This window comes from Alkalihalobacillus sp. TS-13 (genome assembly GCF_019720915.1).
Taxonomy (GTDB): Bacteria; Bacillota; Bacilli; order Bacillales; family Fictibacillaceae; genus Pseudalkalibacillus.
In genome coordinates this window covers 2784736-2809777 of sequence record NZ_JAHKSI010000001.1, presented here as the reverse complement: position 1 = coordinate 2809777, position 25042 = coordinate 2784736, and the positions used below count along the sequence as shown (strand labels likewise).

Here is a 25042-nt window from a genome sequence, read left to right as displayed (position 1 = left end):
GGAGGTGCCTGGCACCGTTCAGAAATCCAGTGATACCAAGGGGTTTGAAACGGTGCCAGGCACACAGGTTTCGTTTTCGGTGCTTGTAGTATGAAGGTACCACATTGTAAGGCTCATTCCCTCACAAATGCTTATACTGGACGGAAACTTAGTTTTAGTGGACAAAGTAGTAGGTTTACTGGACAATCAGTTAGATTTTCTGGACAACATTAGTGTTTTTCTGGACAAAGATCCATTTTTTCTGGACATTCTCCTCATTTTCACCGTACCTCAGATCATTTCATCACAACTTGCATCTCCCACCTCACAACCTACAGTTTTCATCAGTTCGCTCATCCATCACTTGAATTCCTTTTCATGCTTTCCATCATATGGCTTAAACCCTTAAATGGTCATGCCTTGCATTCTTGTCCTTCCTCCTTCAAACTGTTAAAATAAAGCATGGACTAAAGTTAGAAGATTTTTCAAAATATAGATGTGTAAATAGAGGTGCTTACTGCATGATGGGATTGTTGAAAAAGATGTTTTCTACTGGGAACGAGCGTCAAATTGCCCGTCTTCAGAAATATGCTGACGAGGTTGATGCGCTTGGGCCAGAAATGGAAAAGCTATCGCATGAACAGTTGAAAGCTAAAACAGAAGAATTCAAATCTCGCCTCGAAAACGGCGAAACATTAGATGATATCTTGATTGAAGCGTTCGCTGTCGTTCGTGAAGGAGCCACACGCGTACTCGGTTTGCGCCCATATCCGGTACAAATCATGGGTGCCGTTTCTCTGCATGAAGGTAATATTTCAGAGATGAAAACTGGTGAAGGTAAAACGCTCGTCGCAACGATGCCAGTTTACTTGAACGCTCTTACCGGTGAAGGTGTTCACGTCGTCACGGTCAACGAATACCTGGCAGCACGTGACGCAGAGGAAATGGGGCAGCTTTATAACTATCTCGGACTGTCGGTTGGTCTCAATGTTACTGGACTTTCGAAAGAAGAGAAAAAGGAAGCTTACAACGCTGACATCACGTATGGGACGAACAACGAGCTCGGATTCGACTACTTGCGTGACAACATGGTTTTATATAGGGAAGAAATGGTGCAGCGTCCATTGAACTTTGCGATCGTCGATGAGGTTGACTCGATTTTGATTGACGAAGCTCGTACACCGCTGATCATTTCGGGTAACGCTTCGAAATCGACTGAACTTTATCGAATCGCCAACCAATTCATCCACCAGCTGAAAAAGGATGAAGATTACACGTTGGATATCAAGACGAAGAACGTCCAGCTCACTGAAGATGGGATGTCCAAGGCAGAAAGCTTCTTCCGAGTTGAAAACTTGTTTGATATCTCCAATGTTTCGATCAATCACCATATCAATCAGGCGTTAAAAGCGCATGTCATCATGCATCGTGATACGGATTATGTTGTGCAGGATGATGAAGTCGTCATCGTCGATCCTTTTACGGGTCGTTTGATGGCTGGTCGTCGTTACAGTGATGGGTTGCATCAGGCGATTGAGGCGAAGGAAGGGCTTCAAATCCAGCGTGAATCAATGACACTTGCGACAATCACTTTCCAGAACTACTTCCGTATGTACAACAAACTTGCCGGTATGACTGGTACGGCGAAGACGGAAGAAGAGGAATTCCGCAACATTTACAATATGAACGTTGTCGTGATTCCTACGAACAAGCCGATTGCGCGTATTGATAACGCGGATTATATTTATAAAACGCAAGAAGGAAAGTTCCGTGCGGTTGTCAATGAAATCGCGGAACGCCATAAAAAAGGTCAGCCTGTCCTGGTTGGTACGGTTGCGGTTGAAACCTCTGAGTTGATCGCACAAATGTTGAAGAAAAAAGGTGTACCGCACAACGTGTTGAACGCGAAGAACCATGGACGCGAAGCACAGATCATTGAAGATGCTGGTCAACAAGGTGTCGTTACGATTGCGACGAACATGGCCGGTCGTGGTACCGACATCAAGCTCGGCGAAGGTGTTCTTGAACTTGGCGGTCTTCATATCATCGGTACGGAACGTCATGAATCACGTCGTATTGATAACCAGTTGCGTGGTCGTTCCGGTCGTCAAGGTGACCCAGGTTCATCTCAATTTTATATCTCGATGGAAGATGAATTGATGCGTCGATTCGCTTCTGATAATATGCTTGCGATGATGGATCGTCTTGGTATGGAAGAAGATCAGCCATTAGAAAGTAAAATGGTTACGAAAGCGGTTGAGACGGCACAAAAACGAGTGGAAGGTCATAACTTTGACGCTCGTAAGCAATTGCTACAATATGATGATGTTATGAGACAGCAGCGTGAGATCATTTACGCGCAGCGTGCTGAAGTGCTTGATTCTGAAAACCTTCGTGAAATCGTTGAACGTATGATCAAATCGACAGTAGATCGTATCGTTGAAGCTCATACGCCTGAGGAAGAAGTTCCTGAAGATTGGGACTTGAAGGCGATCATCGACTATGCGAATGGTACGTTCATGTATGAAGGTGCTGTCACTGAAAAAGACATCAAAGGAAAAGAACGCGAAGAGATCATCGACGTGTTCATGGAAAAAGTGAAAGAGGAGTACGATCGCAAGGAATCCCAGCTTGAGCCGGAACAGATGCGTGAGTTTGAAAAAGTCATCGTACTACGCTCTGTAGATCGTAAGTGGATGGATCACATCGATGCGATGGACCAGCTGCGCCAAGGAATCCATTTACGTGCATACGGTCAAAACGATCCGTTGCGTGAATACCAGTTCGAAGGATTCCAAATGTTCGAAACGATGGTGGCCGAAATCGAAGAGGAAGTAGCGACGTACATCATGAAAGCACAGGTCGAACAAAACCTTAAGCGTGAAAAAGTTGCAGAAGGTAAAGCAGTCGACCCGAAAGAGCAAGAACAACAAAAGAAAAAGCCAGTCCGCAAAAGCACAGATGTTGGACGTAACCAACCATGCCCATGTGGCAGCGGCAAGAAATACAAGCACTGCCACGGTGCCTGATCATAAACTTAAACCAAAAGAAGGCTTGGCAACAGCCAAGTTTTCTTTTGCGTAAACATGTGTGCCTGGCACGACAATTCAGCCCTTGCGCCCCAAGGGATTTGAGATGGTGCCAGGTACACTTGAAGAAGCCAGTCATAGCAAGGCTTTCAAAAAGGTGCCAGGCACCGATCAGGAATGCAGTGGTATCAAGGGTTCTGAATTGGTGCCTGGCACCGTCTAAAAGACATTTCATTTATATAAGGGAGATTGTGTGTTATGGAATTAGTTGAAATTAAGCAAGAGTTGTCAGCAATGGAGAAACGAATTCAAGATTTTAGGGGGTCTCTTTGACTTAGATCAGAAAGAGGCTCGTATTGCGGAGCTTGAGGAACAGATGACAGCAGGAGATTTCTGGGACGATCAGAACAATGCCCAGACGGTCATCAATGAGGTCAACGGGTTGAAGAGTGTCGTCAATGAGTTCAATGAGCTGCAAGAAACTTATGAAAACCTCGAAGTTTCCTATGAGCTCGTGAAAGAAGAAGAGGATGAAGATCTTCGTACGGAGCTTGAGCAGGAGTTGAAAGAGCTTTCCAAACAGCTTTCCGACTTCGAATTGACGTTGCTTTTAAGTGAACCGCATGATAAAAACAATGCCTTACTCGAATTGCATCCGGGAGCGGGTGGAACAGAGTCTCAAGACTGGGCTTCCATGCTCCTCAGAATGTACACGCGTTGGGCTGAAAAAAAAGGCTTCAAGGTCGAAACAGTCGACTACCTTCCTGGTGATGAAGCTGGTGTGAAAAGTGTCACGCTCAACATCAAGGGACATAATGCTTACGGCTATTTAAAAGCGGAAAAAGGCGTCCATCGTCTAGTCAGGATTTCGCCGTTCGATTCGTCAGGACGTCGTCACACTTCCTTCGTTTCCTGTGAAGTGATGCCGGAGCTGAGTGATGATGTCGAAATCGAACTCAAACCGGATGAAATCAAAGTCGATACGTATCGTGCAAGCGGCGCTGGCGGCCAGCACGTCAACACGACTGATTCGGCAGTACGTATGACTCATATTCCAACGAATACGATCGTGTCATGCCAAACCGAACGTTCACAGATCAAGAACCGTGAACGCGCGATGAAAATGTTGAAAGCGAAGCTCTATCAAAAGCGGATTGAAGAGCAGCAAGCAGAACTCAACGAAATCCGTGGTGAGCAAAAGGAAATCGGATGGGGAAGTCAGATCCGTTCTTACGTTTTCCATCCATATAGCATGGCGAAGGACCACCGCACGAATGTGGAAATCGGAAACATCAATGCGGTCATGGATGGCGAAATCGATGCCTTCATCGACGCGTACTTGCGTTCCAAAATCAAATAATATTCAAAAACAGGGATGGCAGAAAACGCCGTCCCTTTCCCATTTGCAGGACATATACCGCAGTCGTGCAGTATCAATCAAACGTTTGTTTGACCCCCTAAAGATCTTGTCGAATTCCTCTATACCGACGTTTCCTTTTAAATGTATGTTTTATTTGAATTTTAATGTTGATTTGTGAAATTCACGACACTCCTGTGGGAAAAGCGAGCCTGGCAAGACCCCGCCGTTTTTAAAAGGATTTTCGACTAACAACCACCGTTGGCCAACACCTAGAAGTGATGTCCAGCTCGCGACCAGTCACTTGGATCCCTTTCAAACTTCCTGCGACGGCAACAGCCTCCTCGTCAGTCTTCCAGTGACCTACGTGACTAAGCAAGTCGCTTTCGCTTTTCGTTTGCCCGCGGAAAGGGAGGAATTTCACAAAGATCAACAACTCAAATTTTTCAAAAATCCTTTCATTCGTTGCAATAATCGGAAAATTTACTAAAACAAAAGGTAGTGATATACTTTTTTAGGTTATTAGTCTACTATTTTTTACTTCTATAGATAAAAGCGAGTGAATGAAAATGATGATGGCAATTCGTCGGAATCGCGTCAATCCTAAAATTTTAATAGCATTAGATTATCTTTTCGTCCTGATCGGTTCAGCCTTTGTGGCATTAGCGTTCAACTTGTTTCTGGCCCCGAACAACATTGCGTCCGGGGGCGTGGTCGGAATCAGTTTGATTTTAAAAAATCTGTTCGGCTGGATGCCATCGATCGTCCAGTGGTCTTTGAATATTCCATTGTTCATCGCCGGGGTTCTCATTCTTGGGAAAAACTTCGGTGTCAAAACCCTTGTGGGAACGTTGTTTTTACCGTTCGTGGTCTATGTGTCAGAAGGTGCAGAACCGGTTACAAACGACCCGCTGCTAGGTGCCTTGTTCGGAGGGCTTGGTGTTGGGTTGGGACTCGGGATCGTTTTTCGCGGGAAAGCTTCCACAGGCGGTATAGACCTTGCAGCTCAGATCGTCCATAAATACACTGGAGCTTCTTTAGGTCTTTGTCTGCTAGCTATCGACGGAGCAATCGTAACATCATCTGCACTCGTTTTTTCCATTGAACAAGCGTTGTATGCGATGATCGGGATGTTTTTAACGGCAAAAACGATTGACGTCGTACAGATGGGTCTTGGTTATTCGAAAATGGCTTACATCATCACGGAACGGGAAGATGATGTCCGAGACGAGATTTTCAGAGAGATCGACCGTGGTGTGACAAGAATTTCTGCGACTGGCGGTTTCACAGATTCTGAGCGGCCGATGCTCATGTGTGTCGTAGAGCAGTTTGAAGTGACACGGTTAAAACAACATGTGAAAAAGGTGGATCCATCCGCATTCGTGATCATCGTCAACGCAAACGAAGTACTGGGCGAGGGATTCAGTCAATCATAAAGCCGATAGAGTTTGCTTCATTTAATGAGGCAAACTCTTTTCTTATAACATTAGCGGACAGGAGAGCCGTTATTTGTGTCAAAAACCTTAAAATAGGATTGTTCGCGGACACCAGAGCCGTTATCTGTGAACAAATCAGCTGATTTTCCATGTTTCGAACGAATTAAGGTACCTGGTGTCCGTTAAGTTCTCCAATCACCACGATTTTGCCGAAATAAGGTCTCCTGTGTCCGTTAGATAAATATTCCATCGCGCAACAGGCGAATCGCTGTCCGTCAACACCTCGTTAAATGGTATAATTACCCTATAAGGAGGGTGATTTTCATGAGCAAAGTCCTCTTATTCGACGGTGAGTGCAATTTGTGCAACGGAATCGTCCAAGTCGTGATTAAACGGGACCCGAAAGTACAGTTCAAATTCGCCGCATTGCAAAGTGAAACGGGCCAGAGGCTTTTAGAAGAATATAATTTACCCCACACGTTCGATAGTTTTATTCTGATCGAAGACGGAAAAGCGTATCAAAAATCGAGTGCAGCACTCCGGGTCACGAGGCATCTGAACGGAGCTTGGCGTATTTTTACTGTTTTTAAAATCATTCCGACTCCTGTCCGTGATGTCGTCTACAATTTCATCGCGCGGAACCGGTACAAATGGTTCGGCAAACGGGAGTCGTGTATGATCCCGACACCTGACATAAAAAGCCGGTTTCTTGAGTAGAAGGAAAAAGGGTGTGATCAATTGAACAAAAATAAACCGATTTATGTGGAGTCGACCATCAACACCGATATGGACCGGATCTGGCAGGCAACCCAGGATCCGGAACAGCATGAACAATGGGATCTGCGCTTCACTAACATTACATATCTACCGAAAATGGATGAGGATGAACCTCAGCGATTCGAGTACAAAACGAATATCGGCTTCGGGCTTAGTATCGCTGGGGAAGGGGAAAGCGTCGGGACGAAAGAGGATGAAAACGCTGCGCGGACCTCTTCGTTGAAGTTTTGGACAGACATGCCGTTTTCCCTCATAAAGAAAGGCGGTGGCTACTGGAAATACATGCCGACGAAGGATGGCATCCAGTTTGTCACGTTATATGATTACACGACTCGATTTGGCGCGGCGGGCCAGCTGTTGGATCGATTCGTCTTCAGACCGTTGATGGGATGGGCGACAGCCTGGAGCTTTGACTGTCTAAAGCTTTGGCTGGAGGAAAACGTCCATCCGAAAACCTCCCTGTTACGGAGTATGATGCACTGGGTGATCTGTGCTGTACTGGCTGTCGTCTGGATTTACCAGGGGCTTGTCCCGAAGCTTCTTTTCCCTGATTCAGGCGAACTTGCGATTGTCCAAAAGTCCGGCTTGTTCGTCGGTTTTGAGGAAACGGTACTTTTGATGATCGGGTTTTTAGAAATCGCCTTCGGACTCATCTTTTTACTCCCTATCAAAAAGAAAAAGGTATTTTACATAAATGTTGTCGTGTTGCTAGGGCTGTTGGCTGGTGCGATCTTCAGCAACCCGGCAATCCTTGTAGCACCGTTCAACCCGATAGCGCTCACACTTGTCATGGTGGGCTTGTCGGTCATCGGAATCCTTAACAGCAAAGGAATTCCATCTGCGAAAAACTGCAAACGGAAAATGCGTGGTGACGAATCTTGAGTTCAATCTATGAAAAAGCACTAGGAGCAGACTTTCAAAGACTGCATCCAAAGCTTCAGGAAAAATTCCGCCTTTCAAGTGCAGATCATCGGGCGCTCATCTGCACGGGTACGATGGAGGAGATTTCAGGCGGGCGCTGGTTCATGCGTCCATTGATTAAGCTAGGGATCAAGAAAAACATCACCTTCCCTGAACGAGGCACCGGAATCCCATTTAAACTCGAAAAACACGCATATAAAGATCCTTATGGGCGCGAAACAGTCGCCTGGATCAGGACGTTTCATTTTAAAAATGTGGATCGGCGGTTTGATGCCACGATGATTTATAGCGACAAGACCAGGGGGATTATCGATTATCTTGGGAATCGTCAGGTTTCTCCCGTCGGAATTGATATAAAGGTTTCGGAAACAGGCGGTATAAGGATGAAATCAACCTACCAATTCTTCCACATTGGCGAGAAAAGGCTCACTGTTTCGTCCCGATTGATTGGCCAGGCGACCGTTAATGAAGAGTTTGATGAAAAGAATGATCGGTTTTCAATCGATGTTTCTGTAAAAAACGCTATGTTCGGAACGATTTTCAGGTATAGAGGGCACTTCCGCATGGAGGTTGTCCCGATGCATCCTGGACAACTCCCGGCATATGCGTTTCCGCAAAAGTTTGATGCAAGAGAGTAGGTGTTTGATGTGAAAAAGAAAGCAGTGATAAACGCGGGGATCGGTTTCAGCCTTTGGGTCATATCCCTGTTCGCAATCGAGCTCAACTTGATTGAACAGCTTCTATTGTTCGCGATTTATGTGACTGTCCCGCTGACGCTCACCCTGACCGAAACGGTGAAACGTGATGGCGTGCTTTTCAAAACGTATCGAGCCGCATTTTATCTCCAACTACCAATGGCGGTGCTTGCGGGTCTATCTTTCAGCATGGACCCTGGCGTCACAGCGGGGTTTCTATCTGTTGGCTGGCTAGGCTTTTCGATTCTCGTTTTCTTGTATGGGATTTCACGTTTAAGCGCACGGGGCACACGGCCGCTAGAGGAACTTTCCGTCGATATCGGCTTGATCTATTTCCTTCTTGGAGGTGTTTGGTTCACCATCAGCCGTTTCGGACTTGAGGTCATGGATTTCAGCATGACGATCATCCAATTGACTGCGATCCACTTTCATTTTTCAGCATTCGTCCTGCCGATATTCAACGGTATGCTCGGACGGTTTCTTACGCGACAACAAAACGTGCTCTCTAAAACTTACAAACTAGCGACCTATGGGATTCTCGCTGGTCCGATTCTGATTGCAATCGGCATTACATATTCCAGGCTTTTTGAATTTCTTTCAGTTGGAATCTTTGTCATTGCACTCTTGATTTATTGCATCCTGTTTTTTACCCATGTCATTCCGAAAATAAGCTGGCTGCCAAGGATCTTGGTTTTCCTATCAACCTCAACTTTGATCCTTACACTCGCTTTTTCTTTTATATACGGGTTTAGTAGAGTATTAAATGTGGTGATCATTCCAATTCCGGATATGGTTCTTTTCCATGGTATTGGGAATGCGTTTTTCGTGGTGTTTTGCGGTGTTGTCGGTTGGCTCCTCAATACTCCGAAACCGCACCACAATCCTTATGGTGTCCCATTCAGTAGAATCCATAGCGGTTTTTACACGGGAGCTGATTTTTTCGATCGAAACAACCTGGTCGATCCGACTCGTCACCGGAACAGCTTGATCAATACAATGAGCGACTACGACCGCACAGGTTTCGGCACCCGAAAGCTTCATCCTGAGATTGTGTCATTTTATGAAAATACGCTCAACTACGATCTCGAATCCCATACTGAATGGCAGTCGGGATTCATCACTTTCTCCAAACTCTATAAAGCTATCAGCAGACGGATCGGGCAGATCAACCTCCCGCTAAACGGGACAGATCATATCCGAATGACGGGGAAAATCGTACCTCTTCAATCAGATAAAGATGGCAGGGATGACGTGCGGGCGTGGATTCGGACGACAGAGGATGGAGAGCCGATTTTTGCAGCGGCTTATTCCTCCCATTTACATGAAGGGGAGCGGTATATGAATATTGCGATGCCGCTTTTATTCGGAAACATGACCGGTATTTTAAAGATGGATCTTATCGGAGAAACCGGTTTGAGGCTCGCGAGTTTTACAAAGCATCGAAAAGGCGACGAAGGTATCTATTATCATTGCCCTTTGCTCACGTTAAAACTGCCGATTGAAGAGCATTTTCACGTCTGGTTCGATGTTGGAGCAAATACGTTGAGGGCGAACCATCACATGAGTCTTTTGGGAAAGCCATTTTTGAAAATCGAGTATAAAATCTCGAAAATACACTGAATTCAAGGCAAAAATCCTTTGGACATTTCGATGAATTCTCTGACGGCGAATGGGAGGTACTTGTTTGTTTTCCACAAAAGTCCAAGTTCGAGACTTAGGCTGGAATTCGCCAACGGTATGGCGCGGATCTCTGGGTGAAGGTTTGAATTTGCGATTTTACTAGGTAACAGGGCCACTCCCAATTTTGCCTCTACCATTTCAATCATGAAATCCTTTTGCGAACTTTGGCAAACGACGTTTGGGGTAAAGCCGTTTCTGGAACACTCCTCGAGAATTCGGTCATGAAGAGTGAAGTCATGGCGGTACAGGATGAAGGGTTGGCCTTTAAGCGCTGTGAGTTCTACCTCATTTTCCATAGCTAATGGATGATCGCTATGTACGATGAGCATCAACGGATCATTGATCAACCTCACCATTTCGAAATTCGCTTTATTATCGGGCAGATTACAGACTAGTCCGATATCGAGTGAACCTTCTTCAACCCCTTGTTTGATACTTTTCGAACCGACTTCATTCAGTGAAAGATCAACATGCGCATACGTTTCTTTAAATTGACTGATCAGCTTGGAAAAAAAGGCAGCACCGATGATCGGAGGGATTCCGATCCTGATTTCCCCTTTTTTCAAATCCATAATATCTGTGAGCTCTGAAGTCAGGTTGTTGAAGGCTTGGAGAACACTCTTCGTATTGATGAGTACGGCTTTTCCTGCGTCCGTCAATTCCAATTCTTTGGACCGATAAAATAAAGACACTCCTAATTCTTCCTCTAGTTGTTTGATGGCTTTACTGATCGAGGGCTGGGAAACGTGTAAAGTGGCAGCAGCCTTCGTGAAACTTAAATGTCTAGCAACCTCTGAAAAATATTCGAGGTGGCGGATGTCCATCAGGATCCACTCCTTACTCCCTTGAAATTTTGGTTGTTAAAATGAAAGTGAAATTCACAGGGCTTCTGCGAGAAATGTGAGCCAGACGAGCCCCACTTAGTCCGTATGAAGCGTTCATAAAGCACTTTCGTCACGGTTTCAGCAATAAATCGCCTGCGGAAAGGGGGAATTTCGTAAAAACCAGCAATAACGTATAACAAAGCTTCTATTAAAAAGTCTATTATAACTAAAATGCATAATCAACATTCTAAATATATATTATGGATATGGATCAATTTATTATAAGATAGTATGTGTGAATTATTTTTCAATTCAGAATATTAAATGAAAAGGCTTACATGCACAGTCAACCATTCGATAGGAGGAATTCATATGTCGGACTATGTAAAAGTGGGAAACCTTCAAGTTGCCCAAGTCTTATACGATTTTATCAATTCCAAAGCGATACCGGGCAGTGAGGTGTCAGCTGATACATTCTGGTCAGGTCTCGAAAAGATCGTCGAAGAGCTTGCCCCTAAAAATAAAGCACTGCTGGAGAAACGGGAAGAACTGCAAGAGAAGATCAATGAATGGCATAAATCGAACAATGCGTTCAATCTCGAAACCTATAAATCGTTCTTGAAAGAGTTGAATTACCTCGAACCAGAAGCCAGTGATTTCAAGGTGTCGACAGAGAATGTCGATGATGAAATCGCGGCACAGCCTGGACCGCAGCTTGTGGTGCCTGTCAACAATGCCCGTTATGCCATCAACGCGGCAAATGCACGGTGGGGAAGTTTGTACAATGCACTTTACGGGACCGATACGATCAGTGAGGAAGGTGGTGCTGATAAGAAAGGGTCCTATAACCCGGTACGTGGTGAAAAAGTCATCGCATTCGCGAGAGAATTTCTCGACAAAACTGTTCCGCTTGCAAAAGGGGATCATAATGACGTAACGGGTTATGCCATCATTGGCGGTAAACTGGCTGCATCTTTAACCAATGGGGAAACGACTGGATTGAAGGATGAGACCCAGTTTGTCGGCTATCAGGGCAATGAAAATGAACCGCAGGCGATTCTTTTAAAAAATAACGGTATTCACTTTGAAATCCAAATCGATCGAGATCATGCAATCGGCCAGACGGACAGAGCTGGTGTGAAGGATGTTTTCGTCGAATCTGCTCTGACGACGATCATGGACTTCGAAGACTCTGTGACAGCGGTAGATGCGGAAGACAAGGTACTCGTCTATAAAAACTATCTAGGTCTTATCAAAGGGGATCTTTCCAGCTCCTTTACGAAAGGGCTGAAAACAGTCACACGGACGCTCAATCCTGACCGTGAATATACATCGCCTGATGGGAAGACGCTCACTTTGCCGGGACGGTCACTCATGTTTGCGCGTAATGTCGGGCATTTAATGACGAGTCAGGCGGTTTTGGATAAGGATGGCCAGGAGGTGCCTGAAGGGATTTTGGATACCGTTGTGACCGGTCTCATCGCAAAACATGATGTACTTGGAAATTCACACTATCAGAATTCCAAAAAAGGCTCGATCTATATCGTCAAACCGAAAATGCACGGATCCGAGGAAGTCGCTTTTGCCAATGAGCTTTTTGATCGGACGGAAGACCTTGTTGGTGTAAAACGAAACACGTTGAAGATCGGTGTGATGGATGAAGAACGCCGTACGACGTTGAATTTGAAGGCTTGTATCGAGAAGGTGAAAGAGCGGATCGTTTTCATCAATACTGGTTTCTTAGACCGGACGGGTGATGAAATGCATACGTCCATGGAAGCGGGGCCGATGATCCGTAAACATGAGATGAAGTCATCGAAATGGTTGCAAGGATATGAAAAATCGAATGTCCAGGTCGGTCTGGCAAGCGGATTCCAGGGTAAAGCGCAGATTGGTAAAGGTATGTGGGCGATGCCGGACTTGATGGCGGATATGATCGAGCAAAAGGGCGGTCAGCTTGAGGCTGGTGCGAATACCGCGTGGGTGCCGTCGCCGACGGCTGCGACGCTCCATGCGCTGCATTATCACCAGATCGATGTGAAAAAAGTGCAAGACCAATTACTTGAATTGAATAATGAATATCAAGATGACATTTTGCAGATTCCTGTTGCCGTAAATCCGGATTGGAGTGCAGAGGAAATCCAGGCAGAATTGGATAACAATGCGCAAGGGATTCTTGGTTATGTTGTGCGCTGGGTGGAGTATGGTATCGGTTGCTCGAAGGTACCTGATATCAACAATGTTGATCTGATGGAAGACCGTGCGACATTGCGGATTTCCAGCCAGCATATGGCGAACTGGCTCCACCATGGTATCTGTACAGAGGAACAGGTTCTTGAGACGTTGAAGCGGATGGCGAAGGTCGTAGATGAACAGAATGCAGGTGATCCGGATTACAAGCCGATGTCTGAGGACTATGCCAAGTCGGTCGGATTCCAGGCGGCTTGCGACCTTGTCCTTAAAGGGTATGAACAGCCGAGCGGCTATACTGAACCGATCCTTCATCGCCGCCGTATCGAAGCGAAACAGCGGATGCTGGCTCAGAAATAGTCATCTTTGAAAGCATAAGACCATTAACTCACGTGCAGTTAGTGGTCTTTTCGTTAAATGGCAGCATGTTTGAGGATCTTAACGGACATGAGAGACGCTATTTGTGATAAAACGATGTGATTCGGAAAATTAGCGGACATGAGAGACGCTATTTGTCTCTTTAATGGTGATTTTCGGACTGTTTTGACCAAATAAGGTCCCTGGTGTCCGCTAAATTTAAAAAACATCAGAAATTGAAGGGAATAAGGTCTCTGGTGTCCGGTAAACTCTATTAGTTTTTGATTTTTGCGAAATTTACTCCCTTTCCGCGGGCGATCAGCGAGTCTCCTCACTTGTACAGGATCTCAACACAAAAATGAAATCATTTTCGTGTTTGCGATGAGAATTCTTAGAAGCGTTTCTTATGCTGGCTTCGACGTTCACCAAAGGACGTGGTGGTTTTTAGTCGAAGTTCCTTTTAAAAACTATGGGGCTCGCCAGGCCTGCTTTTCCCGCATGAGTGTCGCAAATTTCGCTTAAAATCTAGAGAGACCTTTAACCGTTAAATGTTTAAAATCCAGAAAATCACTCTAAAAGGGGTGGATCGTGTGGAATTGAAAGAGGTCAGCGGTGATCAACTGGTTTTATCGAAACAATACGGTAATACGGGTTTGTCCGTCGTCAGCCCACAAAATGAAGAAGAAATCCAGCAAGTGCTACGTATTGCCAATAAGGAAGGAAAAAAAGTCACGGTGATGGGTAACGGGACGAAACGCGGCTATGGCGGCGTGAAGGAAGAATACGATCTCGTCCTCTCACTGGCGGATTATAAAGGAATCGTCGAGCATACTGTCGGCGATATGACAGTGACGGTAAGGCCTGGAATAACGATCGCAGAACTTCAGGATTATCTCAAGAAGCATGATCAGATGGTTTCCATCGATCCGAGTTGGCCCGAACAGGCAACGGTTGGTGGTGTGATTGCGGCGAATGAAAGCGGTCCGAAACGACTCAAATATGGTTCAGCAAGAGATCTCGTCATCGGTTTGAGGGTCGTTTATGCTGACGGCAGTGTCATCCGTACAGGTGGGAAGGTCGTGAAAAATGTGGCCGGCTACGATATGAACAAACTGTTCATCGGTGCGATGGGGACTTTGGGTGTCACCTCGGAAATCACTATGAAATTGAGGCCGGTTCCGAAGCACGAAAGCCTCGTCCTTTTATCAATTGAAGAAAATCGTTTGGACGAATTGAAAAAGTTCATTGTGAAGCTACAGGACTCGATGATTGAACCGGTATCCCTTGAACTTGTGGTACCCTCCCTGTCGGAAAAATTGTTCGATCGGAAGGAGTATACCCTGCTGATCGCGTTTGAAGATGTCGAAAAAGCGGTTCGTTATCAGGAAGAATGGGTAGCGGCGAACAAACCCGAAGCGGCGATCCAATCAGTATTATCACCAAAAGAGTCGAGAGAATTTTGGGAAAGATTTTCGAACCTCCAGCCAAATGCCCTGAATGTTAATCAGTTGGAAGACCAGGTTAAGGCTGTTGTTAAAATCAGCAGCAAAAACATGGAGGTATTCCATATTCTCGAAGAATGCCGGAAAATGCATCAGAAAAACGGGATAGAGGTAGAAGCGCATGGCGGACTTGGCCACGGGTTGAGTTATGTGATGCTCAGTGGACCAGCCGACGCGATCAAAAATACAATCATTCAGCTGCGAGACTTCGTCAGCACGAAAAATGGTTATGCTGTCGTCAAACATCTGCCCTTCGAACTCCGGAAGGAAATTGATATCTGGAACGGTAAGCCGTCTTACTTTTTCCTATTCGAAGGTATCAAACGGAAAATCGATCCCGAAAACACCTTGAATCACAAGCGTTTTATAGGAGGGATATGAAATGGCTGTAAAAGTGAAGGAGCAGCATCAGCAAGTCGACCCGCCTTGCAGTTCTTCCAACAGTTTAAGCAACTATCTATGGGATGACCATCCGGATGAGGAAAAGTGGGCGGACTGTGTCCATTGCGGGATGTGTCTTGAATCGTGTCCGACGTATCTTGAAACCGGGCAGGAGCAGCATTCGCCCCGTGGACGCGTCCATCTGATCAAATCGGTCGCGGAAGGAAAGCTCGAAGTGAATGAACAATTCATGGATCCTGTGTTCCAGTGCCTCGATTGCCGTGCGTGTACGACGGCTTGCCCGGCTGACGTTGATGTCGGTGGCTTGATTGAGGAAGCGCGGGGGCAGGTGCGCCAGGCGATGCCGCTGAAAGGATGGAAAGGAGCGGTCAGCAACCTGTTTTTGAAGGAGCTTTTTCCATATAAAAATCGCTTGAACGTTGTTGGTGGCTTCTTGAATTTTTACCAGAAGAGCGGTCTGCAGCAGGTCATCCGGAAAACTGGCGCATTGAAGGTTATGCCGAAGCATCTGGCCGAGATGGAATCGATCATGCCGGAAATCCAACCATCAATCCAGAAAAAGTATAAGGATGTCAGTGTCATCCCTGCGAACGGCGAGCCGAAAGCGAGGGTCGCCATGTTGACCGGGTGCATTATGGATGTCATGTTCGCGGATATCAACCAATCAACGATCAATGTGTTGACCTACAACGGCAATGAAGTCGTTTTACCGAAAAACCAGACGTGCTGTGGCGCGCTTCACGTTCATGCGGGTGACCGTGAGACCGGAAAAAGACTCGCAAGACAGAACATCGAGGCTTTCCAGGACGTTGATAAAGTCATCATCAATGCGGCTGGTTGCGGTTGTGCGTTGAAAGAGTATCCTGAGCTGCTACGGAATGATCCGGAATGGAAATCGAGAGCGGAGGAATTTGCGGATAAAGTCGAGGACATATCCAAATATCTGTATGATACCGGCTATGAAAAACCGCACAGTGAAGTGAATAAGAGGATCACTTATCACGATGCGTGTCATCTTGCGCATGGACAGGGGATCCGGCATGAACCGCGCCAACTTCTCAATAATATCAACGGCGTCGAATATGTCGAACAGCCCAATGCGGATACGTGCTGTGGGAGCGCCGGAATTTATAACATAACGAATCCTGAAATGGCGGGAGCGGTCCTGAAGCGGAAGATGGAGAATGTACCGCATGATATCGAGATGATCTCGATGGGGAACCCTGGCTGCATGCTGCAAATGGCGCTCGGTGTGCAAAAATACGGAAGACGGGCGGAAATCGTCCACACCGTCCAGCTGCTTGATTGGGCTTACCAGCAGGATATCAAGGTTGGGCCTGGTCCATCGGACGCTAATCTCGCTACTACTGCGAGGAAGGGGTGATCGCTTATGTTTTTTACGAAAAAGAAGAAGAACCCGCCACGAGATCCAGTGATTGAAAGTTTTGCAGGCATTGTCGGTGAAAAATCGATCCTTTATAAAAAGGAAGATCTCCTCTCTTATGATTGTGATGGGTTCACGATCCACAAGGCGATGCCAAAAGCGGTTGTTTTCCCGAAGGATACAGCCGAGGTGTCCGACATCGTGAAGTATTGTGCGGAGAATCAACTGCCGTTCCTCGCACGGGGAGCTGGGACCGGCCTCAGTGGGGGGGCGATCCCGCTCAATGGAGAAGTGATCATCAGTCTCGTGAAAATGAAACATCTGTTGAGTGTCGATTACGAAAACCGGCAAGCCGTTGTCCAACCCGGATTCGTCAATCTGAAGCTGACGCATTCGATTGCTGACAAAGGATATTATTATGCGCCCGATCCTTCGAGTCAGTATGTTTGTACAATCGGAGGAAATGTAGCGGAGAATGCGGGCGGAGCCCATTGCCTCAAATACGGGGTGACGACGAATCACATCTTGGGGCTTGAGGTGGTTTTACCGGATGGGGAAATCATCGAAATCAGTGAGAACGGTATCCCGGATACGCCAGGATATGACCTGCTAGGACTTCTCACTGGGTCGGAAGGGACGCTCGGCATCGTGACGAAAATCACGGTTCGGATCCTGAAAAACCCGGAAGGGAAACAGACGGTCCTCGCCTATTTTGATGATGTGGAAGAAGGCAGTCAGGCTGTGTCGGATATCATCTCTGCGGGAATTGTGCCCGCCGCACTTGAAATGATGGACAAGACGGCGATTGAAGGTGTTGAGGCTGGTACGTATCCTGTCGGGCACCCGGATGACATTGAAGCATTGCTGCTCATTGAAGTTGATGGCATCACTGCGGGAATTGCTGAGCAAATTGAAGAGATCATGAGTGTTTGCAGGAAATGGAATGTACGGGAAGTGAAGGTCGCAGAAAGTGAAGAGGAAAGGGGAAGATGGTGGGCGAACCGGAAGACCGGATTCGGAGCGATGGGGGCGATTTCACCTGATTATCTTGTGCAGGACGGGGTGATCCCACGTAGCAGGCTTCCGGAAGTATTACGTAATATCGCCAAAATCAGTGAGGAATCAGGGCTGAGAATCGCAAATATCTTTCATGCTGGAGATGGAAATCTCCATCCGTTGATCTTATTCGATTCGAGGATTCCAGGAGAAACGGAGAAAGCGCTTCAAGCAGGATCCGCCTGTTTGAAGGCGTGTGCCGATGTCGGCGGCTCAATCACTGGTGAACATGGTGTCGGCATCGAAAAGATCGAGGAGATGCGGTTCATTTTTACCGATGAAGAGTTGGAAGCACAGACTAATGTACGTGACGTCTTTAATCCGTATGGTTTGTTGAACAGTGGGAAGCTGTTCCCGACGCCAAGCCGGTGTATGGATGTCAAAAAAGTGATGTAGGAAGAATTTTACAATAGGCTTTGTGAGTTTTATTGTTGATCTCTGCGAAATTACTCCCTTTCCGCGGGCAAACGAAAAGCGGAAGCGACCCGGTTAGGCACGTAGGTCACTGGAAAACTGACGAGGAGGCTCGAACCAAACAAAGACTTGGTTCTGCGTGGGCTAACTCATAAGGATGTCAATTAATGTGTTGCCGCCGCAGGAAGTTTGAAGTGATCCAAGTGACTGGTCGCTGAGCTAGACATCACTTCCCTGTATTAACCCACTTCCGCGAGCCTCCTCACTTGCACAGGATGTCAACACAAAAATGGCATATTTTCGTGTCTGCGATGAAAATGCATAGAAGCTTTCCTTATGCTAGCTTCGACGTTCACCACAAGACCACGGACTTATATCCCATCCTTTTTGCAGTTTTGCGCCGAGTAACCGCAGGCGCAGGACGTGGTGGTATTTAGGCGAAGGTCATTATTATTCTCGAAGATCCTTTTAAAATAGTGTGGGGTCTCGCCTGGACCGATTTTCCCGCAGGAGTGTTGCAAATTTCGCTTGAAATCAACAATGTCCTTAACAGAGACGATAAAAAGTTTATGACAGCTTAGGAGTGAAGAAAATGAAGTTTGCGAGATTCAAATATAAAGAACAAGTGTACTTCGGTGTCGTAACCGAGGATGAATGCAAAGTGATAGAGGGAGACCTTTTTGATAGTTGGGATTATACCGGGGAAACGGTGGCAAAGGACGATGTTGAGTTCCTGGCACCGGTAACCCCGAATAAGATTATTGGAATCGGCGCCAACTATGTCGGTAAGAAGGAGGAGCTGCCTTCTTCACCGCCGGACATGCCGGTATTCTTTTTCAAACCGGATTCGTCTGTGACTGGACCAGATACGGAAGTGATAGTGCCTGAGTCCATTGATGAAATCAAGTTTGAATCGGAATTGGCAGTCGTCATCGGAAAAAAAATGAAGAACGTTGCGAAAGAGGAAGTGATCGACCATATTTTCGGTTATACGATCGGGAACGATGTAACGGCTCCTCAATTTTTCCATGAAAACGGGCACTGGACGCTCGGAAAAGCTTTCGATACGTTCACGCCGATCGGTCCTGTCATTGAAACGGAGCTCGATCCAGACAAAATTCATGTCAAGGCGGTGGTGAATGGTGAAGAAAAACAGAACAGTCCGACAGACCTCATGATTGTGCCGTTGAGAGAAATGGTTGCTTATCTCTCCAATGTCATGACGCTGCAGCTGGGAGATGTCATTTTGACGGGAAGCCCATTAGGCGCCCACTTTGTTAAGGGTGGTGATGTCGTCGAATGTAAAATTGATGAAATCGGATCATTAAAGAGCAAGTTTGTAAAAGCCCCTGTTCCTATCAATAACTGATTACGACCGTTGAACAGGGAGGGTAATGAAAAAAGGCTGTTTTCGCATAGATGTTGTTTTTGAGCTTGGACTTTCCGTGGGCAATCTGCAAGCCTCCTCAGCTCGTTTCTCGCTTGCGGGGTCTCGCTTAGCTTGCTGGTCCCGCAGGAGTCTCGCATATTTCCACTGTCATTAGCATTCAGCATCTTCCTTAACAACATTCCATTACCAACAAACTTTTAGAAAACAGCCTAAAAAATAATAGGGTTATAGGAGGTAATTATGAGTACTGGTACTTTGGCATTATTGTCGTTATTACCGATTGCCGCAGTTGGTATCTTCCTCGTTGGGCTCAGATGGCCGGCAAGTAAAGCCATGCCGATTTCGTACTTAGTGGCAGTGGTTTTGGCTTTATTTGTATGGAAGATTCCCGGTGCAACAGTCGCTGCTGCCTCTGTCAACGGATTAGTCGTTGCTGCCACACTACTTTACATTATTTTCGGAGCCATTCTATTATTGAACACTTTACAGGAAAGCGGTGGGATCAAAACCATCCGCGAAGGTTTCATCGATATCTCCCCGGACAGGCGGATCCAGGTGATCATCGTCGCCTGGCTTTTCGGTTCGTTCATTGAAGGATCCGCTGGCTTTGGTACGCCTGCTGCGGTAGCTGTCCCGCTGCTTGTTGGACTAGGGTTCCCGGCAATGGCTGCGGTCGTAGCGGGGATGGTCATCCAGAGTACACCGGTCTCCTTCGGTGCTGTTGGAACGCCGATCCTTGTCGGGGTGCAATCTGGTTTAGTCGCGGATGCGAGCATTACGGATAACTTCCTCTCTCTCGTAACGATGATCGGCGGAAAGGTCGCGATCGTTCATGCGATTGTTGGGACACTCGTTCCATTGTTCGTTGTGGCTTTGATGACACGCTTCTTCGGGAAAAACAAATCGTTCAGAGAGGGGATCAAGGTCTGGAAGTTTGCGTTGTTTGCTGCATTTGCAATGACAGTTCCGTATGTGCTCGTCGCGAATGTGCTTGGTCCTGAATTTCCTTCCCTGATTGGTGGTCTTGTCGGTCTTGCAATTGTTGTTTTCGCTGCTAAAAAAGGTTTTCTCATGCCTTCGAAAGAAGAGCATTGGGATTTTGAAGAAAAATCGAAGTGGGATCCTTCATGGACTGGAAAAATTGAAATCGGGGATATCGAACACCGAAATGGCCGGATGTCGATGGTCCGTGCATGGATGCCGTACATTCTCATCGGTGTATTCCTCGTATTGACCAGATTGAAAGCGCTTCCATTTTTAGAATGGCTACAGGCGTGGACGGTCACGTTCGAGAATATGTTCGGGACCGAAATCACAGCTAGCTTCCAGCCGCTCTATCTGCCGGGTACGATTTTTGTGGTCGTCTCATTGATCACCTTTTTCATCCATCAGATGGATTTTGGTGCCTATAAAAGGGCATGGGCTCATTCTGGTAAAACGATGATTGCTGCCTCGACTGCACTCGTTTTTACCGTGCCGATGGTTCAGGTCTTCCTCAATTCCGGCGGTGGTGCTGCGGGTTATGAGCGGATGCCGATTGTACTGGCCGATGGAGTAGCTTCACTCACCGGAGACATCTGGCCGTTGTTTGCGCCATTCATCGGTGGGCTCGGGGCGTTCATTGCAGGGAGTAATACGGTCAGTAACATGATGTTTTCTTTGTTCCAGTATGATGTTGGGTCGCAAATCGGTGTCGATGCTTCCTGGATCGTTGCATTGCAAGCGGTCGGTGGTGCTGCAGGGAATATGATCTGTGTGCATAATGTCGTTGCGGCTTCTGCTGTCGTCGGCCTGGTCGGGAAGGAAGGGGATGTTATCCGGAAAACACTCATTCCGTTCTTCTATTATGCGACTGCAGCCGGAGCACTCGGATATTCGATCGTTTGGACAGCTGAAAAGGGTGTAATGAATATCGGGACGGTCATTGTTGCCGTCATCGCGGCTCTTGCTATTTATACGATTGCCACGAATAAAAATAAGACGGATCTCGTCCAGGTCGATCAGAAACAGATCAAGTCAGTGAAATAATTGCAAAACCCCCTTCGAGTGTGAACGGAGGGGTTTTTATTTCATTTAAAGAAAGTATAAATACTTTCTTCAATATAAGGGCAACTAAGGCTCAGCCTGCGCTAAAGCTTGGCTTTGCCAAGTTTACTTTACAGAAAATTCACACGATATTGTTGTGAGAGGAACATGCTTCTACTATAATACAACCAAGTCAATTCAATAGCTTTTTAAAAGAGAGGCTAGATGACGTTTGGTTCGTGGCAGAATGTGAGATTAACAGTATCTTTATATAAGAAAGATTGATAGGAGGGGAGCTATACATGAACGTTTCCTTATTCATCACTTGTTTAGCAGACTTGTTTTATCCGGAGGTCGGGATGGATACGGTTGAACTGTTGGAAAAGTTCGGTTGTGACGTTGATTTTCCTGAACAACAGACATGCTGTGGACAGCCGGCATTCAACAGCGGATATCACCAAGAGGCGAAACAAACGGCCAAGCATATGATCCGGGTATTTGAGAATGCCGACTATGTGGTCACGCCTTCGGGCTCATGTGCAACGATGCTCAAGGAGTATGTCCATCTTTTTGATGATAATCCATGGGCATCACACGCCTCGAAACTGGCGGATAAAACTTTTGAGCTGACCCAATTTTTGATAGAGGTCCTTGATGTCAAGGATATCGATGCAAAACTACCAGCAAAGGCAACCTATCATACGTCCTGTCATATGACGAGATTGCTAGGGGTTTCTGATGCGCCTGCAAAACTATTAAGTCAGGTAGAGGGGCTTGAGATGCAGCCGCTGCCGAACTGTCATGATTGCTGTGGCTTCGGTGGGACGTTTTCAGTAAAAATGCCGGAAATCTCAAAAGAAATGGTCGATGACAAGGTTGAAAATATCAAGAAGAGCGGCGCGGACATTCTCATAGGCTCGGATTGCGGCTGTTTGATGAATATCAGCGGGAGGTTGTCGAGAGAAGAATCCCCTGTAAAAGTGCTTCATATCGCACAAGTGTTGAACGGGAAATCTGTGGATCGAGGTGAATCGGATGGGCATTAAGATTGGAGACCGGAAATTTCCAGAACGTGTGAACACAGGATTAGGGAATGCTTTTATGCGTGGTGCTGTCCAATCGGCCCAGGGCAGACTGCGGGATGGACGATTGAACGCAGCTGAAGAGCTCGGAGACTGGGAAGAATGGCGGAACCTCGGTGAAGAGATTCGGAAGCATACGCTCCAAAACCTGGATTATTATCTTGAGCAGCTGAGTGAAAATGTGGCTAGACAGGGTGGACATGTTTATTTTGCGGAAACGGCTGAAGACGCCAACCGGTACATAAAAGAGGTGATCCAGAAGAAAAACGCTAAAAAGGCGATCAAGTCCAAATCGATGGTGACCGAAGAAATCGGCATGAACGAGGCGTTGGAAGAAGTGGGCTGTGAGATTGTCGAGTCGGATCTCGGCGAGTATATCCTGCAAGTGGATGACTGGGATCCGCCGTCCCATATCGTTGCCCCTGCCCTTCATAAAAACAAGGAGCAGATCCGCGATGTTTTCCGGGATCGCAAGGGGTATTTGAAGACGGAAAAACCGGAGGAGCTCGCTCTGTTTGCACGTGAGCAGTTACGGAAGGAATTTCTGTCAGCGGATGTCGGCATCACCGGTTGTAATTTTGCGGTTGCAGAGTCTGGGACGGTCAGTTTGATTACGAACGAAGGAAATGCGCGTTTGGTCTCGGCGCTTCCGAAAACGCAGATAACGGTAATGGGCATGGAACGGATCGTGCCGACCTGGGAAGAGCTTGATGTGCTCGTAAGTCTGTTGTGCAGGAGTGCGGTCGGACAGAAGCTAACCAGCTATGTGACAGGTTTGACGGGAGTAAGAGGCGAGAATGAAGTTGATGGACCAGAGGAGTTCCATCTCGTCATTATCGACAATGGCCGTTCGAAGATCCTCGGGACCGAATTCCAGGAAGCTCTGCATTGTATTCGATGCGCGGCTTGTATCAATGTATGTCCCGTGTATCGTCATATTGGCGGACATTCGTATGGTTCCATCTACCCGGGTCCGATCGGAGCGGTCCTGACACCGCTTCTGGATGGCTATGAGGACCATAAGGAATTGCCATACGCCTCTACACTCTGTGCAGCCTGTACGGAAGCATGTCCTGTCAAGATCCCGCTTCACGATCTGTTAAATAAACATCGGAAAAAGATTGTGGAAGAAGAAGCCGCTGTACCATGGGTAGAACGGACGGCTATGAAAGTTTTTAAAGCAGGGACGACTTCAACGGCTTTGTATAAAATCGGGACGAAAGCAGCACCGATGTTCATGACGCCTTTAGTAACCAGCGGAAAGATCACTTCCGGACCAGGTGCCTTGAAGGGATGGACGGCCAGCAGGGATTTTCCTGCTCTGAAAAAGGAACGCTTCCGGGACTGGTATAAAAAGCGTGGAAAGGATGGTGCGTCAAATGACAGCGGGATCGATCCAAAATCGCGAAACCTTTCTCAATAATGTCGCGAAACATCTAGGCAGGGAACGGATCTACGGGGATGTTGTAAAGCCGGAGTGGCAACACCAGCCCCAGTGGAAGGTTATGGACACCTTCAGTCAAGATGATCTTCTTGAGGTGATGAAGATCCAATGCACGAAGATCCATACAGACCTTGTTGAAACCGATGTTGACAATCTATCAACTGCGCTTGCCGATGTAGTCGAGCAATACGGAAGTAAATCGATCGTTTCATGGGATGATTTCCGGTTCAAGGAATACGGTTTGGACAGTTATTTGAATCGTGAGGATGCTCCTTTCAGTTTTCATGAATGGAATAGTGACGCAGGGCGGAAAAACATCGATCTGGCTGAGCAAGCAGATCTCGGAATCACGTTCAGCGATGTGACGCTCGCAGAATCCGGTACAGTCGTTCTGTTCAGTGACGAAGGGAAAGGAAGGGCAGTGAGTCTGCTCCCAGCCGCCTATATCGCGATCGTCCCGAAAAGTACCATCGTTCCACGGATGTCGCAGGCTACACGATTGATTCATGAAAAAGCGGAAAACGGAGAGCGCTTCCCGACTTGTATTAATTTCATTTCAGGACCGAGTAACAGTGCGGATATCGAAATGAGCCTCGTGGTTGGCGTTCACGGCCCAATCAAAGCGACGTATATCGTTGTGACAGACCGGTAAGCTTGGTAAGCGTGCCTGATTCAGACAGGTACAGGAGTTTTGAGCTGCAAGCTGTCTCAAAACAAGGTTAATTCGACAGGAGCAGGATAAAAAACCGGTAAGCTGTCCCGAAACAATACTAATTGGGACAGGAACAGGAGAAAAAAGCGATAGACTGTCCGAATTCAGATTTTATCGACACTCCAGTAGGAACAGCAAACCATGCGAGACCCACAGTGAGTCACGAATAAGAAGGCTCGGGGAAGGATTGAATTACGCAAATTAAACAACAAAAAATAGACGTTCAAACTTTGTTCAAAAATTGAGCCAGTTCCTATAAGAACGGCTTTTTTTCTTTATCTAAGGACAGAGAATCAAAACAAGTTCGAAATACTATTACTACTAATCGATTGAATATCCGTTGACAACAGCCGATAAGAGGAATGATGGGATTTTTCAGATTAAAA

The 25042-nt window shown here is 46.7% G+C and carries 17 protein-coding genes; 16 read left to right on the top strand and 1 reads right to left on the bottom strand.

Going from position 1 to position 25042, the window contains the following annotated elements; translation table 11 throughout:
• Nucleotides 1-500 precede the first annotated feature (500 nt).
• The 7 genes from secA (at nucleotide 501) to KOL94_RS13580 (ending at nucleotide 9814) form a co-directional block, all read left to right on the top strand.
• A complete protein-coding gene (secA, locus tag KOL94_RS13610; RefSeq protein WP_221566949.1) occupies nucleotides 501-3008 on the top strand; it encodes a preprotein translocase subunit SecA in 2508 nt (835 codons plus the stop codon).
• A 258-nt stretch (nucleotides 3009-3266) separates the two neighbouring features.
• A protein-coding gene (prfB, locus tag KOL94_RS13605) for a peptide chain release factor 2 (RefSeq protein ID WP_221566948.1) occupies nucleotides 3267-4368 on the top strand; the annotation gives its coding sequence in 2 pieces (ribosomal slippage) (nucleotides 3267-3338 and nucleotides 3340-4368; 1101 coding nt in all).
• Nucleotides 4369-4940: 572 nt separating this feature from the next.
• Nucleotides 4941-5801 carry a YitT family protein gene (locus KOL94_RS13600; protein WP_221567720.1) on the top strand — a complete coding sequence of 287 codons (861 nt, stop codon included), beginning with the start codon at nucleotides 4941-4943 and terminating at the stop codon, nucleotides 5799-5801.
• 324 nt (nucleotides 5802-6125) lie between these two features.
• Nucleotides 6126-6518: a thiol-disulfide oxidoreductase DCC family protein gene (locus KOL94_RS13595; protein WP_221566947.1), complete on the top strand. Its 393-nt coding sequence runs from the start codon at nucleotides 6126-6128 to the stop codon at nucleotides 6516-6518.
• Between the two features lie 21 nt (nucleotides 6519-6539).
• Complete coding sequence (locus tag KOL94_RS13590) at nucleotides 6540-7460, top strand: DoxX-like family protein (RefSeq protein ID WP_221566946.1); 921 nt, start codon at nucleotides 6540-6542, stop codon at nucleotides 7458-7460.
• Entirely contained in the window at nucleotides 7457-8137 is a 681-nt protein-coding gene (locus KOL94_RS13585; RefSeq protein ID WP_221566945.1) for a DUF4166 domain-containing protein, read from the top strand. Before KOL94_RS13590 ends, KOL94_RS13585 begins: the two co-directional genes overlap by 4 nt.
• 9 nt (nucleotides 8138-8146) lie before the next feature.
• Entirely contained in the window at nucleotides 8147-9814 is a 1668-nt protein-coding gene (locus KOL94_RS13580) for a YndJ family protein (protein ID WP_221566944.1), read from the top strand.
• A 2-nt stretch (nucleotides 9815-9816) separates the two neighbouring features.
• Here the strand turns inward: KOL94_RS13580 and KOL94_RS13575 are convergent, their stop codons facing one another.
• Nucleotides 9817-10698, bottom strand: coding sequence for a LysR family transcriptional regulator (locus tag KOL94_RS13575; protein ID WP_221566943.1), 882 nt, complete (start codon nucleotides 10696-10698; stop codon nucleotides 9817-9819).
• Nucleotides 10699-11070: 372 nt separating this feature from the next.
• Between KOL94_RS13575 and KOL94_RS13570 the strand changes: the two genes are divergently transcribed.
• The 9 genes from KOL94_RS13570 (at nucleotide 11071) to KOL94_RS13530 (ending at nucleotide 24596) form a co-directional block, all read left to right on the top strand.
• Nucleotides 11071-13248 carry a malate synthase G gene (locus tag KOL94_RS13570; protein WP_221566942.1) on the top strand — a complete coding sequence of 726 codons (2178 nt, stop codon included), beginning with the start codon at nucleotides 11071-11073 and terminating at the stop codon, nucleotides 13246-13248.
• A 587-nt stretch (nucleotides 13249-13835) separates the two neighbouring features.
• Complete coding sequence (locus KOL94_RS13565; protein ID WP_311775140.1) at nucleotides 13836-15128, top strand: FAD-binding oxidoreductase; 1293 nt, start codon at nucleotides 13836-13838, stop codon at nucleotides 15126-15128.
• A 1-nt stretch (nucleotide 15129) separates the two neighbouring features.
• Nucleotides 15130-16533 (top strand): (Fe-S)-binding protein, encoded by a 1404-nt coding sequence (locus KOL94_RS13560; RefSeq protein ID WP_221566938.1) that lies wholly within the window; start codon nucleotides 15130-15132, stop codon nucleotides 16531-16533.
• Nucleotides 16534-16539: 6 nt separating this feature from the next.
• Nucleotides 16540-17985, top strand: coding sequence for an FAD-binding oxidoreductase (locus tag KOL94_RS13555; RefSeq protein ID WP_221566936.1), 1446 nt, complete (start codon nucleotides 16540-16542; stop codon nucleotides 17983-17985).
• A gap of 610 nt (nucleotides 17986-18595) precedes the next feature.
• Complete coding sequence (locus KOL94_RS13550; RefSeq protein WP_221566935.1) at nucleotides 18596-19372, top strand: fumarylacetoacetate hydrolase family protein; 777 nt, start codon at nucleotides 18596-18598, stop codon at nucleotides 19370-19372.
• A gap of 261 nt (nucleotides 19373-19633) precedes the next feature.
• Nucleotides 19634-21421 carry an L-lactate permease gene (locus KOL94_RS13545; RefSeq protein ID WP_221566933.1) on the top strand — a complete coding sequence of 596 codons (1788 nt, stop codon included), beginning with the start codon at nucleotides 19634-19636 and terminating at the stop codon, nucleotides 21419-21421.
• Between the two features lie 299 nt (nucleotides 21422-21720).
• Entirely contained in the window at nucleotides 21721-22464 is a 744-nt protein-coding gene (locus KOL94_RS13540; RefSeq protein ID WP_221566932.1) for a (Fe-S)-binding protein, read from the top strand.
• The gene (locus tag KOL94_RS13535) at nucleotides 22454-23923 is read left to right on the top strand and encodes a LutB/LldF family L-lactate oxidation iron-sulfur protein (RefSeq protein WP_221566930.1); all 1470 of its coding nucleotides are present in this window, start codon (nucleotides 22454-22456) and stop codon (nucleotides 23921-23923) included. Before KOL94_RS13540 ends, KOL94_RS13535 begins: the two co-directional genes overlap by 11 nt.
• Nucleotides 23880-24596 carry a LutC/YkgG family protein gene (locus KOL94_RS13530; protein WP_221566929.1) on the top strand — a complete coding sequence of 239 codons (717 nt, stop codon included), beginning with the start codon at nucleotides 23880-23882 and terminating at the stop codon, nucleotides 24594-24596. Before KOL94_RS13535 ends, KOL94_RS13530 begins: the two co-directional genes overlap by 44 nt.
• The last annotated feature ends 446 nt before the right edge of the window (nucleotides 24597-25042 follow it).